The 18,549-nt window shown below is 34.0% G+C and carries 16 protein-coding genes, 2 tRNA genes and 1 other annotated feature; all 18 genes read left to right on the top strand.

The features are described from left to right. Nucleotides 1-23 precede the first annotated feature (23 nt). The 18 genes from sigH to tuf (KPL38_RS09850) all read left to right on the top strand — a co-directional run bounded on the left by sigH (nt 24) and on the right by tuf (KPL38_RS09850) (nt 18,218). Nucleotides 24-656, top strand: coding sequence for an RNA polymerase sporulation sigma factor SigH (sigH, locus tag KPL38_RS09935; RefSeq protein ID WP_216288997.1), 633 nt, complete (start codon nt 24-26; stop codon nt 654-656). A gap of 70 nt (nt 657-726) precedes the next feature. After that, a tRNA-Gly gene (locus KPL38_RS09930) sits at nt 727-801 on the top strand. Nucleotides 802-810: 9 nt separating this feature from the next. Beyond that, a tRNA-Thr gene (locus KPL38_RS09925) sits at nt 811-886 on the top strand. Nucleotides 887-966: 80 nt separating this feature from the next. Further along, a complete protein-coding gene (gene tuf, locus KPL38_RS09920) occupies nt 967-2,160 on the top strand; it encodes an elongation factor Tu (RefSeq protein ID WP_216288971.1) in 1,194 nt (397 codons plus the stop codon). A gap of 222 nt (nt 2,161-2,382) precedes the next feature. Next, nucleotides 2,383-2,532: a 50S ribosomal protein L33 gene (gene rpmG / locus KPL38_RS09915; protein ID WP_216288984.1), complete on the top strand. Its 150-nt coding sequence runs from the start codon at nt 2,383-2,385 to the stop codon at nt 2,530-2,532. A gap of 38 nt (nt 2,533-2,570) precedes the next feature. Then, nucleotides 2,571-2,795, top strand: coding sequence for a preprotein translocase subunit SecE (secE, locus tag KPL38_RS09910; protein WP_216288983.1), 225 nt, complete (start codon nt 2,571-2,573; stop codon nt 2,793-2,795). 44 nt (nt 2,796-2,839) lie between these two features. Beyond that, on the top strand, nt 2,840-3,361 hold the full coding sequence (nusG, locus tag KPL38_RS09905) for a transcription termination/antitermination protein NusG (RefSeq protein WP_216288982.1): 522 nt from the start codon (nt 2,840-2,842) through the stop codon (nt 3,359-3,361). A 75-nt stretch (nt 3,362-3,436) separates the two neighbouring features. Next, the gene (gene rplK / locus KPL38_RS09900; protein ID WP_216288981.1) at nt 3,437-3,862 is read left to right on the top strand and encodes a 50S ribosomal protein L11; all 426 of its coding nucleotides are present in this window, start codon (nt 3,437-3,439) and stop codon (nt 3,860-3,862) included. A 57-nt stretch (nt 3,863-3,919) separates the two neighbouring features. Then, a complete protein-coding gene (gene rplA / locus KPL38_RS09895; RefSeq protein ID WP_216288980.1) occupies nt 3,920-4,609 on the top strand; it encodes a 50S ribosomal protein L1 in 690 nt (229 codons plus the stop codon). 37 nt (nt 4,610-4,646) lie between these two features. Continuing rightward, nucleotides 4,647-4,783, top strand: a sequence feature (ribosomal protein L10 leader region). Nucleotides 4,784-4,817: 34 nt separating this feature from the next. Next, nucleotides 4,818-5,318: a 50S ribosomal protein L10 gene (gene rplJ / locus KPL38_RS09890; protein WP_216288979.1), complete on the top strand. Its 501-nt coding sequence runs from the start codon at nt 4,818-4,820 to the stop codon at nt 5,316-5,318. Nucleotides 5,319-5,468: 150 nt separating this feature from the next. Next, entirely contained in the window at nt 5,469-5,828 is a 360-nt protein-coding gene (gene rplL / locus KPL38_RS09885) for a 50S ribosomal protein L7/L12 (RefSeq protein WP_216288978.1), read from the top strand. A gap of 265 nt (nt 5,829-6,093) precedes the next feature. Beyond that, a complete protein-coding gene (gene rpoB, locus KPL38_RS09880) occupies nt 6,094-9,807 on the top strand; it encodes a DNA-directed RNA polymerase subunit beta (RefSeq protein WP_216288977.1) in 3,714 nt (1,237 codons plus the stop codon). Nucleotides 9,808-9,839: 32 nt separating this feature from the next. Then, nucleotides 9,840-13,373 (top strand): DNA-directed RNA polymerase subunit beta', encoded by a 3,534-nt coding sequence (gene rpoC, locus KPL38_RS09875; RefSeq protein ID WP_216288976.1) that lies wholly within the window; start codon nt 9,840-9,842, stop codon nt 13,371-13,373. 120 nt (nt 13,374-13,493) lie between these two features. Further along, nucleotides 13,494-13,736, top strand: coding sequence for a ribosomal L7Ae/L30e/S12e/Gadd45 family protein (locus KPL38_RS09870; RefSeq protein WP_216288975.1), 243 nt, complete (start codon nt 13,494-13,496; stop codon nt 13,734-13,736). Nucleotides 13,737-13,854: 118 nt separating this feature from the next. Then, nucleotides 13,855-14,235, top strand: a complete 381-nt coding sequence (rpsL, locus tag KPL38_RS09865; protein WP_216288974.1) for a 30S ribosomal protein S12 — start codon at nt 13,855-13,857, stop codon at nt 14,233-14,235. 144 nt (nt 14,236-14,379) lie between these two features. Continuing rightward, a complete protein-coding gene (rpsG, locus tag KPL38_RS09860; RefSeq protein ID WP_216288973.1) occupies nt 14,380-14,850 on the top strand; it encodes a 30S ribosomal protein S7 in 471 nt (156 codons plus the stop codon). A 73-nt stretch (nt 14,851-14,923) separates the two neighbouring features. Further along, the gene (gene fusA / locus KPL38_RS09855; RefSeq protein ID WP_216288972.1) at nt 14,924-16,987 is read left to right on the top strand and encodes an elongation factor G; all 2,064 of its coding nucleotides are present in this window, start codon (nt 14,924-14,926) and stop codon (nt 16,985-16,987) included. Between the two features lie 37 nt (nt 16,988-17,024). Next, nucleotides 17,025-18,218 (top strand): elongation factor Tu, encoded by a 1,194-nt coding sequence (gene tuf, locus KPL38_RS09850; protein ID WP_216288971.1) that lies wholly within the window; start codon nt 17,025-17,027, stop codon nt 18,216-18,218. Nucleotides 18,219-18,549 lie beyond the last annotated feature (331 nt).

The following is an 18,549-nucleotide window of genomic DNA, read 5'->3' as shown; positions in this document are numbered from 1 at the left end:
GGAGGGGATATTTGTTGGAAAAAATGATTGGAGCTAGTGTGGATAAATTATGTTTTGAAGAAAAATTAGATGAAGAAGTAGTTAGTGAAGCACAAAAAAATAATGTTAGTGCACAAGAATACTTAATTAATAAATACAAGAATTTTGTTAAAGCCAAGTCTAAATTGTATTTTTTAATTGGGGCTGATAAAGAGGATATTTACCAAGAAGGAATGATAGGCCTTTATAAGGCTATTAGAGATTTTAAGGCAGATAGGTTATCTTCTTTTAGAGCTTTTGCTGAGATTTGTGTTAAAAGGCAGATAATCACAGCAATAAAAACAGCTACTCGTCAAAAACATATTCCCCTTAATACATATATATCTTTAAATAAGCCAATATATGATGAGGAATCAGACAGAACATTATTGGATGTGCTTTCAGGTGCCAAAATCACTGATCCAGAAGAACTAGTGATAAGCAGGGAAGAAGTAATTAACATTCAAAATGAAATTGGAGAAGTTTTATCGCAATTGGAGATGGAAGTGCTTATGTCTTATCTGGATGGGAAATCGTACCAAGAAATTGCTTGTGATTTAGATAGACATGCGAAATCTATTGATAATGCTCTTCAAAGAGTAAAAAGAAAATTAGAAAAATGTTTAAGTAAAAGATAAAAATGTGTTGACAAAAAAAGCAGATAACAGTATAATTAATAACTGGTGTATAGCGTTAAGTTGTACGTCTGCGGGAGTAGCTCAGTGGTAGAGCACCAGCTTCCCAAGTTGGTTGTCGCGGGTTCGAGACCCGTTTCCCGCTCCAAAATCAAATGCCCATATAGCTCAGTCGGAAGAGCGTCACCTTGGTAAGGTGGAGGTCACCGGTTCGATCCCGGTTATGGGCTCCATAACTAATGAGGTTATACAGTACACTAGGATGAGTTTACTAACGCGAAAGTGTAATCATTTATATAAGGAGGAATACAAAATGGCAAAAGCAAAGTTTGAAAGAACTAAACCACATGTAAATATAGGAACAATAGGGCACGTAGATCACGGCAAAACTACATTAACAGCTGCAATAACAGCAGTCCTTGCAACTAAGGGTTTGGCAGAAGCATCTAGGTTCGACCAAATTGATAAAGCACCAGAGGAAAGAGAAAGAGGAATTACAATTAACACATCACATGTTGAATATGAAACAGAAAACAGACATTATGCACATGTTGATTGCCCAGGACATGCCGATTATGTAAAGAACATGATTACCGGAGCAGCACAAATGGATGGAGCAATTCTAGTTGTTAGTGCAGCAGATGGCCCAATGCCTCAAACAAGAGAGCATATATTACTTGCAAGCAGAGTTGGAGTAGGATATATTGTAGTATTCTTAAACAAAGCAGACATGGTAGACGATCCAGAATTATTGGAACTTGTTGAAATGGAAGTAAGAGAATTATTAAGTGAGTACGGCTTCCCTGGTGATGACATCCCAATTGTAACAGGATCAGCATTAAAGGCACTAGAAAATCCAACAGATCCAGAAGCAACAAAATGCATTATGGAATTAATGGATGCTGTAGATACTTATATTCCAACACCAAAGAGAGCAACAGATAAACCATTCTTAATGCCAGTGGAAGATGTATTTACAATCACAGGTAGAGGAACAGTTGCTACAGGAAGAGTTGAAACTGGAATTCTTAAAATTGGAGAAGAAGTAGAAATAGTAGGACTAAGTGAAGAAAAAAGAAAAGTTGTATGTACAGGAGTAGAAATGTTTAGAAAACTTCTAGATCAAGCAATGGCTGGAGACAACATTGGAGCGTTATTAAGAGGAGTTCAAAGAGATGATATTGAAAGAGGTCAAGTACTTGCAAAACCAGGTTCAATACATCCACATTCAAAATTTGTAGGTCAAGTATATGTACTTAAAAAAGAAGAAGGCGGAAGACATACACCATTCTTTGACGGATATAGACCACAATTTTATTTTAGAACAACAGATGTAACAGGATCAATTAAATTACCAGACGGAATGGAAATGGTAATGCCAGGAGACCACATAGATATGAATGTAGAATTAATAACTCAAGTAGCAATGGATGAGGGATTAAGATTTGCAATCAGAGAAGGTGGAAGAACAGTAGGATCTGGAGTTGTTACTTCAATAGTTAAATAATATAAAGAAATACATTAAACAAAGTCAATATGTACAAGGTCAATTGTAGAGGAGAGAAATGTTTAAAGAAACAGTTTCTTTAACTAATTCATTAACTAATTCATTGACATATGTATTAAATTGTGATAAATTATTTAAGTAAAACAAAAAATGCTATAGATAGCTTAGAGCTTAATAAGCATGAGCTTTCTTAAATAGATAAGAAACCGGGAGGTGCAGATTGTGAGAGTAAAAGTAACTTTAGCTTGTACTGATTGCAAACAGAGAAATTATAGTACAATGAAAAACAAAAAGAATAACCCAGATAGAATTGAAATGAAGAAATACTGTAAGTTCTGCCACAAGCATACACTTCATAAAGAAACAAAATAATACAGCATTAAGCACTAAACTGTAGGGATGTGAATAAAATGGCTGTCTCTGGGAATGTTACAAAAAAAGAAAAATCTAACCAAAAAGGTATAGTGAAGTTTTTCAAGGAACTTAAATCAGAAGCGAATAGAATAACTTGGCCTTCAAAAGATGATGTTAAAAAAGCAACTTACGCAGTGACAAGTTTTTCTTTCCTTTTTGTAGTGTTTGTAGGTTTGTTGGATTATGGTTTTAATAACCTCTATAAACTAATCTTTAAATAAGGTAAAGGAAGGAGGTAGGGATGGAATACTCCACCCCTTGAGTTATGGCAGATAAAGCTAAATGGTATGTTGTACATACATATTCTGGTTATGAAAATAAAGTTAAAGTTAACCTAGAAAAGGCAATTGAAAATAGAAATCTTGAAGAATACGTACATGATATTCAAGTTCCTATGGAAGAAGTAGTCGAAGTAAAGGATGGAAAAAAGAAAATAACTTTAAAAAAAGTATTTCCAGGTTATGTAATGGTTAAGATGCTTATGACAGATGAATCTTGGTATATTGTTAGAAATACAAGAGGTGTTACTGGGTTTGTAGGACCGGGATCTAAACCGGTAGCTCTTACTGAAGATGAAGTTAGAACTATGGGGATTGCAGAAAAAACTATAGCTGTTGACTATGAGATAGGTGAGAATATACAAGTAACATTTGGACCATTAGAAGGATTTGTTGCACTTATACAAGAAATTCATCCAGAAAAGCAAAAGATTAAAGCACTTATAAACATGTTTGGCAGGGAAACTCCTGTTGAATTAGAATTCAATCAAATACAAAAATTAGACTAGGTTATAAATAAAACGAAAGTTTTATAAGTGGGAGGATTTTAAATCCGATTACCACAATATAGGAGGTATAAATTCATGGCTAAGAAAATAACAGGAATGATAAAATTACAACTTCCTGCAGGGAAAGCAACTCCTGCACCACCAGTTGGACCAGCACTTGGGCAACATGGTGTTAATATCATGGGATTTTGTAAAGAATTTAATGCAAAAACTGCTGATCAAGCAGGCATGATAATACCAGTAGTAATAACAGTATATCAAGATAGATCTTTTAGCTTTATACTAAAAACTCCACCAGCAGCTATATTATTAAAGAAAGCAGCTGGAATAGAAAGCGGTTCAGGAGTTCCAAATACAACTAAGGTTGCAACAGTTTCTAAAGCTAAAGTAAGAGAAATAGCAGAATTAAAAATGCCAGATTTAAATGCGGCATCAATTGAAGCTGCTATGAGTATGATAGCTGGAACAGCAAGAAGCATGGGAATAGTTGTAGAAAAATAAATTTAATTAATTACGTGGGAGGTAAAAACCGTTATAACCACGAAGGAGGATACTATTATGGGAAAGAACTACATAGAGAGTGCTAAACTTATAGATAGAAACGTTTTATATACACCAGCAGAGGCTATGGATCTTGTAGTGAAAACAGCTAAAGCAAAATTTGATGAAACTGTAGAACTTTCAGTAAGCCTTGGTGTTGATCCAAGACATGCTGACCAACAAGTTAGAGGTGCAGTAGTGCTTCCTTTTGGAACAGGTAAAGAAGTTAAAGTATTAGTTTTTGCTAAAGGTGATAAAGCTAAAGAAGCAGAAATTGCAGGAGCAGACTTTGTTGGAACTGATGAATTAGTTGATAAAATTCAAAATGATAATTGGTTTGGTTTTGATGTAGTTGTTGCGACTCCAGACATGATGGGTGTTGTTGGTAAATTAGGTAGAGTACTTGGACCTAAGGGATTAATGCCAAACCCAAAATCAGGAACTGTTACATTTGATGTTACTAAAGCAATAAATGAAATCAAAGCTGGTAAAGTTGAATATAGAGTTGATAAAACATCTATAATTCATGTAGTAATTGGAAAAAAATCTTTCGGTGCTGAAAAATTAGTACAAAATTTTCATGCTTTAATGGAAGCAGTAGTTAAAGCTAAACCATCAGCAACTAAAGGACAATATTTAAAATCAGTAGCAGTTTCAGCGACTATGGGACCTGGAATTAAAGTTAATCAAGCTAAAGTCTTAGATTAGTATTGACAATTAAGACTTTGCATGATACAATGCTTAAAGTTAATTAAATAATATTCCGTAGATAGTAGGTGCGAAAGCGTAAAAGATAACATGCCTGCCGAGGATTCCAATAAATGTACTTGTGTACAAATATTAGGTCTCTTCGTGTCTGCGGAGAGATTTTAATTTTTCATAAAGCAGTTAAAAACTGTTAGGAGGTGGATACACAGTGTTAAGCAATAATAGAGAATTAAAAGCAGTTAAAGTAGCAGAGATAAAAGAAAAATTATCAAAGGCTCAAGGAGTAGTACTTAGTCAGTATCAAGGTCTAAATGTAGAAGAAGATACAGAGTTAAGAAAAAACCTTAGAGAAGCTGGAGTGGAGTATAAGGTTTATAAAAACACTCTAGTTATTCTTGCAGCAAAGGAATTGGGAATTGACGGTATAGTACCACACTTACAAGGTTCAATTTCATTAGCTTTCGGATATGAAGACCCAACTGTTGCAGCTAGAGTTTTAAATGAATTTGCAAAAACTCATAAAAAATTAGAGCTAAAAGCAGCAATAATGAAGGGCGATATATTAGATAGTGCTCAAGTTAACGCATTAGCAGCTATACCACCAAGAGACGTTCTTATTGCAAAATTACTTGGAAGCTTCAAGGCTCCATTATCAAATCTTGCATATTTATTGAACGCAATTAAGGAACAAAAAGAATCAGTAGAATAATATTATAAGTATTATTTTGAGATACATATCAACTGATTTTAATTGATTTGATTTCAATAGAAGCAACCAGGTCTTTCTAAAAGGCAACTATGCCTTTTTAAAGGCCAACATAAAATATATACATGAAAAAAATTCGGAGGTGCATTTATAATGACAAGAGAAGAAATTATTCAAGCTATAAAAGATATGAGTGTTATAGAATTAAATGAATTAGTAAAAACTTGCGAAGAGGAATTTGGAGTAAGTGCTTCTGCACCAGCTGCAGCTGCAGGCGCAGCTACTGCTGCTGTTGAAGAAAAAACTGAGTTTGACGTAATATTAACAAGCGTTGGACCTAGCAAAATTAAAATCATTAAAATTGTTAGAGAAATAACTGGATTAGGATTAAAAGATGCTAAAGATGTAGTTGATGCTGCTCCTAAAACAATTAAAGAAGGCATAAGTAAAGATGATGCTGCTGCTATGAAAGCTAAAATAGAAGAAGTTGGCGGAACTGCAGAAGTAAAATAATATTATTTTAAAACAAGGGGGTACTTTTACATAAGAGTGCCCTTTTTTAAAATGCTAGGTTGACATAGAAATATAATTATGCTAATATAGCTTAACATAATAAAATCAGTGAATTTTTAACAAAAAAAATGAAAATACTGGTTAATATGAATTATTTTAATAAAAATGGTTATAATAACACTATAAAGGTGTGAATCCAGAAGCATAATGTCCTAGGGGAAAGTGTGTTTTTGGTTATTTTAGTTTATGCAAGGGGTGAAAGCTGATGGTACATCCTGTCCAATTAGGTAAAAGAACAAGAATGAGTTTTTCAAAAATTGAAGAAGTAACTGATATGCCAAATTTAATTGAGATACAGTTAGACTCTTATGATTGGTTTTTAAAAGAAGGACTTCAAGAGGTTTTTGATGATATAAATCCTATCCAAGATTATACGGGAAATCTTGTTCTAGAGTTCGTAGGATACAAGCTTGATATAGAAAATATTAAGTATACTGAAGAGCAATGTAAAGAAAGAGATACAACTTACGCAGCACCTTTAAAAGTTAAGGTTAGATTGCGTAATAATGAAACTGGTGAAATTAAAGAGCAAGAAGTCTTTATGGGAGATTTCCCACTGATGACACCACAAGGTACATTTGTTATTAACGGAGCAGAAAGAGTTATAGTAAGTCAATTGGTTAGATCACCAGGAGTTTATTATAATTATTCAGTTGATAAGACAGGGAAAAAACTTTACTCGGCTACTGTAATTCCTAATAGAGGAGCATGGCTAGAGTATGAAACGGATTCTAATGATATTGTATATATTAGAATTGACAAGACTAGAAAACTACCAATAAGTATCTTAGCAAGAGCTATGATGGATAATGGAAGTGATTTAGACTTACATCAATTATTAGGTGATGAAGAAAGACTAAAAGCGACAATTGAGAAAGACAATACCAAAACAAGAGAAGAAGCATTAATTGAGATATATAAGAGATTAAGACCAGGTGAACCGCCAACAGTGGATAGTGCGGTATCACTTATTGATTCACTATTCTTTGATGCTAAGAGATATGATTTGTCAAGAGTTGGTAGATATAAATTTAATAAAAAGCTATCTATTAATCATAGAATTGCGAATCAAATTGCTGCTGAGAACATTGTTAATCCAGCAACTGGTGAAGTAATAGTTGAAAAGGATCAAAAAATTGATAGAGAAGTTGCTTTAGAGATTCAAAATCTAGGAATTAATGTAGTAGATCTTCAAGTAGAGGATCAAGTGATAAGAGTTATAGGAAATAACTTCGTTAATATTAAAGATGTGGTTAGTTTCGATATCTCAGATCTTAATATTAGAGAAATGGTTCATTATCCAACATTAAAAGAAATACTAGATAATAATACTGATGAAGAATCAATTAAAGAACAGTTAAAATTGAATAAAACTAGATTAATACCAAAACATATAATTAAAGATGATATGTATGCTACAGTGAGCTACGAGTTAGGCTTACCATACGGTGTCGGTAATATTGATGATATTGATCATTTAGGAAATAGAAGAATTAGATCTGTAGGAGAGCTTTTACAGAACCAGTTCAGGATAGGTTTGTCTAGAATGGAAAGGGTTGTTAAGGAAAGAATGACAATTCAAGACCAGGAAGGAATAACACCTCAAGCGCTTATAAATATAAGACCTGTAGCTGCGGCTATAAAAGAATTTTTTGGAAGTTCACAACTTTCTCAATTCATGGATCAAACAAATCCGTTATCAGAACTTACAAACAAGAGAAGATTATCTGCATTAGGACCAGGTGGACTTTCTAGAGAGAGAGCTGGTTTTGAGGTTAGAGATGTTCATTACTCACATTATGGTAGAATGTGTCCAATAGAAACACCAGAAGGACCTAATATAGGGCTTATTAATTCACTTGCAAGTTATGCTAAAGTCAATGAATATGGTTTTATTGAAACACCATATAGAGTTATAGACAAGAAAACATCAGTAGTTACAGATAAAATTATTTATATGACTGCAGATGAAGAAGATGCGTATTTAGTTGCACAAGCAAGTGAACCAATTGGTGAAGATGGTATTTTTGTAGACAACAAAATAACAGTAAGAGCTAAACAAGAAGTATTAATTGTTTCAAAAGAAGAAGTAGATCTTATGGATATCTCACCAAGGCAAATTGTTTCTGTAGCTACTGCTATGATTCCATTCCTTGAGAATGATGATGCAAGTCGTGCACTTATGGGTTCTAATATGCAACGTCAAGCAGTTCCACTACTTAAATCACAATCTCCAATTGTAGCTACTGGTATAGAATATAGAGCTGCAGTAGATTCTGGTGTTCTTCCTAAGGCTAAAAATGCAGGAATAGTTGAGTATGTAAGTGCTAACGAAATTAAGGTTAGAAGAGAATCAGACAATGGACTTGATGTTTATAAAATTCTTAAGTTCAAGAGATCTAATCAAGGAACATGTATAAATCAGAGACCTATAGTTGATAAAGGCGAAAGAGTTGAAGCAAATTCTGTTTTAGCAGATGGTCCTTCAACAGATCTTGGAGAAATAGCTTTAGGTAAAAACATCCGTATGGGATTTGTAACTTGGGAAGGTTATAACTATGAGGATGCAATGTTAATATCTGAAGAACTAGTTCGTGATGATGTATTCACTTCAGTTCATATTGAAGAATACGAATCAGAAGCAAGAGACACAAAGCTTGGACCAGAAGAAATTACTAGAGATATTCCAAACGTTGGTGAGGATGCACTTAAAGACATTGATGAAGGCGGAATAATAAGAATAGGTGCTGAAATAAGATCTGGTGATATCTTAGTGGGTAAGGTAACCCCTAAGGGAGAAACAGAGCTTACTGCAGAGGAAAGATTATTAAGAGCTATATTTGGTGAGAAAGCAAGAGAAGTAAGAGATACTTCTCTTAGAGTTCCACATGGTGAAGCCGGAATAATCGTTGATGTTAAAGTATTTACTAGGGAAAATGGTGATGAACTTCCACCAGGTGTAAATGAGTTAGTTAGATGTTATATAGCTCAAAAGAGAAAGATTTCTGTAGGCGATAAAATGGCAGGAAGACATGGTAATAAGGGAGTTATTTCCAGAGTATTACCAATGGAAGATATGCCGTTTTTACCAGATGGCAGACCATTACAAATATGTTTGAATCCACTAGGTGTTCCTTCTCGTATGAATATAGGTCAAGTATTAGAAGTTCATTTGGGATGGGCCGCTAGTGAATTAGGTTGGCATATTGCAACACCAGTTTTCGATGGTGCACTTGAAGAAGAAATAGAAGTGTGTCTTAAAAAAGCTGGATATGATGCAGATGGAAAAACTGACTTATATGATGGAAGAACAGGAGAAGCATTTGATAGCAGAGTTACTGTTGGATATATGTACATCTTAAAATTACATCATTTAGTTGATGATAAGATACATGCTAGATCTACAGGACCATATTCTCTAGTTACTCAGCAGCCATTGGGTGGTAAAGCACAATTTGGTGGCCAAAGATTTGGAGAAATGGAAGTTTGGGCTTTAGAGGCTTATGGCTCAGCTCATACATTACAAGAGATTTTAACGGTTAAATCTGATGATGTTGTTGGTAGAGTTAAAACGTATGAAGCGATTGTAAAAGGCGAGAATATTCCAGAACCAGGTGTGCCTGAATCCTTCAAAGTTCTTATAAAAGAATTACAAGCGTTATGCTTAAACGTTAAGGTTCTTACTGATGATAGAGAAGAAATTAAACTAAAAGAATCAGTTGATGATGAATCAGAAGACTTAGCTTTAAATGTTAATATAGAAGGTTCAGAAAAGGAAACTCCTAATTCGAAAAAGGAAGAGTACGTTGAACTTATTGATGAAGATGAAGAAGTAGATGTTGAAATGAATTATGATGAAGTGCCAATAGAAGATTTAGGTGAAGATCTAGAATTGAATGATTTTAATGATGAACACTAATATGAAGGTTAATATGAAGGGAGGCTGTACCCTTGTTTGAATTTAATAATTTTGATGCTATTCAAATAGGATTAGCATCACCGGAACAAATCAGAGAATGGTCAAAAGGTGAAGTAAAAAAACCTGAGACTATAAACTATAGAACTTTAAAACCTGAAAGAGACGGGTTATTTTGTGAAAGAATATTTGGGCCAATTAAAGATTGGGAATGTCATTGTGGAAAATATAAAAGAGTAAGATATAAGGGAATAGTTTGTGATAGATGTGGTGTTGAAGTCACAAAATCTAAAGTAAGACGTGAAAGAATGGGGCATATTGAACTTGCTGCTCCAGTATCTCACATTTGGTATTTTAAAGGAATACCATCTCGTATGGGACTTATTTTAGATATGTCACCTAGATCTCTAGAAAAGATTTTATATTTTGCTTCTTATGTAGTATTGGATCCAAAAGAAACATCATTACTAAGAAAGCAAATTCTTAGTGAAAAAGAATATAGAGAAGCTATTGATAAATTTGGAGATGATAGTTTTGTAGCTGGCATGGGTGCAGAATCTGTTAAAGTGCTTCTACAACGTGTAAATCTAGAAGAATTATCCAAGGAATTGAAGGAAGATTTAAAAACAAGTACAGGACAAAAAAGAATTAGAAGTATAAGAAGGCTTGATGTATCAGAGTCATTTAGAAAATCAGGGAACAAACCTGAATGGATTATAATTGATGTAATACCTGTAATTCCTCCTGATTTAAGACCGATGGTACAATTGGATGGAGGAAGGTTTGCTACTTCTGATTTGAACGATTTATATAGAAGAGTAATAAACAGAAATAACAGACTTAAAAAGCTTTTAGATTTAGGAGCTCCAGATATAATTGTTAGAAATGAGAAAAGGATGCTTCAGGAAGCTGTAGATGCATTGATTGATAATGGAAGACGTGGAAGGCCAGTTACAGGACCAGGAAACAGACCTTTGAAATCCCTTTCTGACATGTTAAAAGGTAAACAAGGAAGATTTAGACAAAATTTACTTGGAAAACGTGTTGATTATTCTGGACGTTCGGTTATTGTTGTTGGACCAGAACTTCAAATGTATCAATGTGGTCTTCCAAAGGAAATGGCTTTAGAATTATTTAAGCCTTTTGTTATGAAGAAACTAGTTGGTAGTGGAGTAGCTCATAATATTAAAAGTGCTAAAAGAATGGTTGAGAGGGTTATGCCTCAAGTATGGGATGTGTTAGAAGAAGTAATTACTGATCATCCAGTATTATTAAACCGTGCACCTACACTTCATAGATTAGGAATACAAGCTTTCCAACCTATACTTGTAGAAGGTAGAGCAATTAAACTCCATCCACTTGCATGTACTGCATACAATGCAGATTTTGATGGTGATCAAATGGCAGTTCACGTTCCGTTGTCTGTTGAAGCTCAGGCTGAAGCAAGATTTTTAATGCTTGCAGCTCATAACATTATGAAACCATCAGATGGTAAGCCGGTTTGTGTACCTACTCAAGATATGGTTTTAGGATCTTACTATTTAACTATAGATAAAGATGGTGCTAAAGGTGAGGGAAGAGCATTCTCATCACCAGATGAAGTAATAATGGCATATCAAATAAAAGATATAGATATTCATGCAAAAATTAAAGTTAAGTTATTTGGTGTACAAAATGGTGTTAATATATCTGGAATTATAGAAACTACACCAGGAAAATTAATTTTTAATGAAACAATACCTCAGGATTTAGGCTTTATTGATAGAAGCATTCCTGGTAATGAATTAAAATTAGAAATAGATTTCTTAGTAAGTAAGAAAAATCTTGGTAGTATTATTGATAAATGCTATTTGAAATATGGTCCTTCAGAAACTTCTAAGATGTTAGATAAAATAAAGGCTAAAGGATATCATTATTCAACGATTTCAGCAATTACGGTTGCGACATCTGACATGGTGGTTCCAAAAGCTAAAAAAGCATTGCTTAAAGAGGCTGACGATACTGTCAATAAAATTGAGCAAATGTTCCGAAGAGGTTTTATATCTGAGGAAGAAAGATATCAAAGAGTAATAGAAAAATGGACTAAGACAACAGAAGATGTAGCAAATGCATTAATGGATGGTATGGATAAATTTAATCCAATATTTATGATGGCAGATTCTGGTGCCAGAGGGTCTAGGAGTCAGATTAAGCAACTAGCAGGAATGAGAGGCCTTATGGCTAATCCGTCCGGTAAAATAATCGAATTACCTATTAGATCATCTTTTAGAGATGGACTAGATGTATTAGAGTATTTTATATCAACACATGGTGCTAGAAAAGGTAATGCAGATACTGCACTTAAAACAGCCGATTCAGGATATTTAACAAGAAGGCTTGTTGATGTATGTCAAGATGTTATTGTACGTCATGAAGATTGTGGAACTGATGAAGGTTTTGAAGTTTCAGAAATTTGTGATGGAAATGAAGTAATCGAACAGTTAGTTGAAAGATTAACAGGGAGATATACGGCTGAGGATATTATACAGCCAAAGACTGGCAAAGTAATAGTTCCAAAGGGTGAATATATGGACATTCATTTAGCCGAAGAAGTTCAAAATGCTGGTGTGAAAAAGGTTATGATTAGATCAGTATTTACATGTAAAGCTAAAATTGGAGTTTGTGCTAAATGTTATGGCATGAATATGGCAACTTCTCAAAAAATTAATATTGGAGAAGCAGTTGGAATAATTGCAGCTCAATCAATAGGTGAACCAGGAACACAACTTACAATGAGAACATTCCATACTGGTGGAGTAGCAGGATCAGATATAACTCAAGGACTTCCAAGAGTTGAGGAATTATTTGAAGCTAGAAAGCCAAAGGGACTTGCAATAGTAAGTGATGTCTGTGGTACAGTTAAAATGGAAGATACTAAGAAAAAGAGAGTTGTTTTTGTAACTGGTGATGCAGGCGAAGAATTTAGTTATGATATACCATTTGGATCAAGGTTAAAAGTTGCTAATGGTGATAGAATTGAAGCTGGAGATGAAATAATTGAAGGTTCAGTTAATCCACATGATATCTTAAGAATTAAAGGTGTCAATGGAGTTAAAAACTATTTATCATCAGAAGTACAAAAGGTTTATAGACTTCAAGGTGTTGATATTAATGATAAACATTTAGAGGTTGTTGTAAGACAAATGACAAGGAAAGTCAAGGTTGAAGAATCTGGCGATACAGAATTACTACCAGGAAATCTAGTAGATATTTTTGCATTTGAAGATGCTAATACAAAAGTTGAAGCTGAGGGTGGCGTACCTGCCGTAGGCAAAATTTCTCTATTAGGAATAACTAAGGCCGCACTTGCAACAGAATCATTTTTGTCTGCAGCTTCTTTCCAGGAAACAACAAGGGTACTTACCGATGCTGCTATTAAAGGTAAAATCGATCCATTACTTGGGTTGAAAGAAAATGTAATAATTGGTAAGTTAATACCTGCTGGTACTGGTATGACAAGGTATAGAACTATAAAAATTAATACTGAAGATGAAGAAAAACTGGAAATTGAAAATGATTTAAAAGTATAAGTTATAACTAGTTGACAGGGTGATGCTTAAATGATAAAATACACCTTGTGTGTGATTTAAATCAAGCAGATATATTTAACTAGAGATATCTACTGATTGTAATTATGAAGGGAGTTAAAAATGGTAGGTAAAATTGTAGGTCAGAAAGTCGTTGGAGTTAAACAAACCCTAAAAGCATTGAAGAATAGTCAAGGCACGGTTTTATATATAGCCAAAGATGCTGATAGTAGTATTACTGATCCTATTCTAAAACTAGCAAAGGTTAATTCCCTGCAAATAATATTTGTAGACACAATGAAAGAACTAGGTAGTCTTTGTGATATAGATGTTGCTTCAGCAACAGCATTGCGTCTTGAAGATTAAATAAATGCTAGCAACTAAATAATATAGATAATATCCTTGCAGTAACATAACTACTTAGTTATGTTATGATGCATTGATATAAATTCAAATTAGTTTATAAAAATGGGGAGGTGAAATCATGCCAACTATTAATCAATTAGTAAGAAAAGGCAGAAAGACATTAATTACAAAATCTGCTGCACCAGCATTAAAAAGTTGTCCACAAAAAAGAGGTGTTTGTACAGTAGTTAAAACAACAACTCCTAAAAAGCCAAACTCTGCATTAAGAAAAGTAGCAAGAGTTAGACTTACAAACGGATACGAAGTTACTGCTTATATACCAGGTGTAGGCCACAATTTACAAGAACATAGTGTTGTACTTATAAGAGGTGGAAAAGTAAAAGATTTACCAGGAGTTAGATATCACATCATCAGAGGAACATTAGATTCAGCTGGAGTTGCAGGTAGACTACAAAGTAGATCTAAATATGGTACTAAAAGACCAAAGCAAAAAAAATAATGCTTTGACTTAAGGTACAATGTCTTCAGCATTTATATATATGATAAGTTTATATTTACATACATTTGCAGGAGTACAGAGTGCTTTACGGTAGAAATATCGAGTACCTATGAGTTAATTAAAATTGTTAAGGAGGGAAGTAAAGTGCCTAGAAAAGGATATATTGCAAAACGAGATGTATTGCCAGATCCAATGTACAAGAGCAAAGTTGTTACAAAGTTAATAAACAATGTAATGGAAGATGGTAAAAGAGGAGTAGCACAAAAAATATGCTATGAAGCTTTTGACATAATTAAAGAAAAGACAGGTAAAGAACCTTTAGAGGTTTTTGAAGCAGCATTAAACAATGTTATTCCGTTACTTGAAGTAAAAGCTAGAAGAATAGGTGGAGCTAATTATCAAGTGCCTATCGAAGTTAGACCTGAGAGAGGACAAACATTAGGTTTAAGATGGTTACTTCTTGCTGCAGATAAAAGAGGAGAGAAGTATGCAAGAGAAAAACTTGCTAACGAACTACTTGAAGCTTCAAACAATACTGGAGCAGCAGTTAAGAAGAGAGAAGACATTCATAAAATGGCTGAAGCCAATAAGGCTTTTGCTCATTACAGATATTAATATCAGAACTGTTTTGGCTTTGCCAAGACAGTTTTGTCAAATTTTAAATCACTCGTGAGGGGAGGAACAAATAGTGGATAGACAATATTCTTTAGATAAATTTCGTAATATAGGTATTATGGCTCATATTGATGCTGGTAAAACAACAACAACTGAACGTATATTATTCTATACAGGAAAAACACATAAAATTGGTGAGGTTCATGATGGTGGAGCTACAATGGATTGGATGGTACAAGAACAAGAAAGAGGTATCACAATAACATCTGCAGCTACAACATGTTTTTGGAAAGGTTATAATATAAATATTATTGATACACCAGGGCACGTAGATTTCACAGTTGAAGTTGAAAGATCTCTAAGAGTCCTTGATGGCGCGGTTTCTGTATTTTGTGCAAAGGGTGGTGTTGAACCACAATCTGAAACAGTGTGGAGACAAGCCACTAAGTACAATGTTCCAAGAATGGCGTATGTTAATAAAATGGATATAATGGGTGCCGATTTCTATAGAGTTGTAGATATGATGAGAGATAGACTTAAGGCAAATGCAATCCCAGTACAACTTCCAATAGGAAAAGAAGAAGGTTTCCTTGGAATTATAGATTTAATTAGAAATATTGCAGAAGTCTATAAGGATGATTTAGGAACACAAATAGAGGAAATAGAGATTCCCGAAGATATGAAGGAATTAGCAGTAGAATATAGAGCAGCCATGGTTGAAGCAATTGCTGAACTTGATGAAGATCTTATGATGAAATATCTTGATGGTGAAGAAATAAGCGAAGCGGAATTAAAAGCAGCAATGAGGAAAGGTGTTATTAATAATGAGATAGTACCTGTACTTTGCGGTTCTTCATATAAAAATAAAGGTGTTCAAATGATGATAGATGCGGTTATAGATTATATGCCGTCACCACTTGATATACCAGCTATCAAAGGACAAGATGTTGATTCTGCAGAACCATTAATAAGACATCCAAGTGATGATGAGCCAATGGCAGCATTAGCATTTAAAATAGCTACAGATCCTTTCGTTGGAAGACTTTGTTTTGCAAGAGTGTACTCAGGCATAATGAAAACTGGTACATATGTATTAAATGCTAACAAAGATAAAAAAGAGAGAATTGGTAGATTGGTTAAAATGCATGCTAATCACAGAGAAGAAGTTGAAGAATTACGTGCTGGAGAATTAGGTGCAATAATTGGACTTAAAAATACAACGACTGGCGAAACATTATGTGATGAAGATCATCCAATATTGTTTGAAACCATGGAATTCCCAGATCCAGTAATTCATGTAGCTATTGAGCCAAAAACAAAAGATGGACAGGAAAGAATGGGAATGTCTCTTGCTAAACTTTCTGAAGAAGACCCAACTTTCCAAACGCATACTGATCAGGAAACTGGTCAAACTATAATTGGTGGTATGGGTGAACTTCATCTTGAAATTATTGTTGATAGACTTCAAAGAGAATTTAAAGTCGAATGCAATGTAGGTAAACCACAGGTTGCATATAAAGAAACAATAAGAAAGCAAGTTAAAGCAGAAGGTAAATATATTAAACAATCAGGTGGCCGTGGACAATATGGTCATTGCTGGATAGAATTAATACCAACTACGGAACCTTATTCGTTTGAAAATTGTACTGTAGGTGGATCTATTCCTAAAGAATTTATACAACCAATTGAAAACGGAATTAAAGAAGCTTCAAAGAGTGGTATTCTTGGTGGATACCCAGTTCTTAACTTTAAAGTTAAAGTTGTTGATGGTTCTTATCATGATGTTGACTCAAATGAAATGGCATTTAAAGTTGCTGGTTCTATGGCTTTCAAAAATGGTATGGCAAAAGCAGATCCAGTATTACTTGAACCAGTAATGAAAGTTGAAGTAACAGTTCCTGAAGAATACATGGGAGATGTTATGGGAGACATTAATTCAAGGAGAGGTAGAATTGAAGGAATGGAAGCTCAAGCAGGCGCTCAAATAATTAAATCAATGGTTCCATTATCAGAAATGTTCGGATATTCTACTACACTTAGATCAAGAACTCAAGGAAGAGGAGTATACAGCATGGAGTTTGCTGCATATGAACCAGTTCCAAAGAGTATTCAAGAACAAATTATAGGAAGTAAATAATAAGAATATAATATGCAAATATAAGGAGGAACACAAAATGGCAAAGGCAAAGTTTGAAAGAACTAAACCACATGTAAACATAGGAACGATAGGGCACGTAGATCACGGCAAAACTACATTAACAGCTGCAATAACAGCAGTCCTTGCAACTAAGGGTTTGGCAGAAGCATCTAGGTTCGACCAAATTGATAAAGCACCAGAGGAAAGAGAAAGAGGAATTACAATTAACACATCACATGTTGAATATGAAACAGAAAACAGACATTATGCACATGTTGATTGCCCAGGACATGCCGATTATGTAAAGAACATGATTACCGGAGCAGCACAAATGGATGGAGCAATTCTAGTTGTTAGTGCAGCAGATGGCCCAATGCCTCAAACAAGAGAGCATATATTACTTGCAAGCAGAGTTGGAGTAGGATATATTGTAGTATTCTTAAACAAAGCAGACATGGTAGACGATCCAGAATTATTGGAACTTGTTGAAATGGAAGTAAGAGAATTATTAAGTGAGTACGGCTTCCCTGGTGATGACATCCCAATTGTAACAGGATCAGCATTAAAGGCACTAGAAAATCCAACAGATCCAGAAGCAACAAAATGCATTATGGAATTAATGGATGCTGTAGATACTTATATTCCAACACCAAAGAGAGCAACAGATAAACCATTCTTAATGCCAGTGGAAGATGTATTTACAATCACAGGTAGAGGAACAGTTGCTACAGGAAGAGTTGAAACTGGAATTCTTAAAATTGGAGAAGAAGTAGAAATAGTAGGACTAAGTGAAGAAAAAAGAAAAGTTGTATGTACAGGAGTAGAAATGTTTAGAAAACTTCTAGATCAAGCAATGGCTGGAGACAACATTGGAGCGTTATTAAGAGGAGTTCAAAGAGATGATATTGAAAGAGGTCAAGTACTTGCAAAACCAGGTTCAATACATCCACATTCAAAATTTGTAGGTCAAGTATATGTACTTAAAAAAGAAGAAGGCGGAAGACATACACCATTCTTCGACGGATATAGACCACAATTTTATTTTAGAACAACAGATGTAACAGGATCAATTAAATTACCAGACGGAATGGAAATGGTAATGCCAGGAGACCACATAGACATGAATGTAGAATTAATCACTCAAGTAGCAATGGATGAGGGATTAAGATTTGCAATCAGAGAAGGCGGTAGAACTGTAGGATCTGGAGTTGTTACTTCAATAGTTAAATAATAACTTATATATTTATAAAAACCAATTGGTAATCAAATCATAATAAAAGCTTTTATTATTAAGGGGAAGGGGACGCTCTTCCCCTTTTGTGTACCCTAAAACTTATTCTTTTATATATTCAAAAGTTTATGGCATTTTTTTAAAAATATTTGAAAAGTTTTAAAAAAATTTGGAAAAGCAATTGAAATTATATTCAAAACAACAATAAATATAAAATAAAGGTGAATTGAAAAAGTAACTTCCACTTTGCAGAGTTAACTTCCACCGTAAAAAGAGTTGAAAAAGTTTTTCAATAAAAAAACGTTTATTTTTGCTATTCTTCTAACAAAAT

This window comes from Clostridium psychrophilum, from assembly GCF_018861705.1.
Taxonomy (GTDB): domain Bacteria; phylum Bacillota; class Clostridia; order Clostridiales; family Clostridiaceae; genus Clostridium_AD; species Clostridium_AD psychrophilum.
Note: the sequence above shows the minus strand (reverse complement) of the source record. Positions and strands in the feature narration are given on the sequence as shown.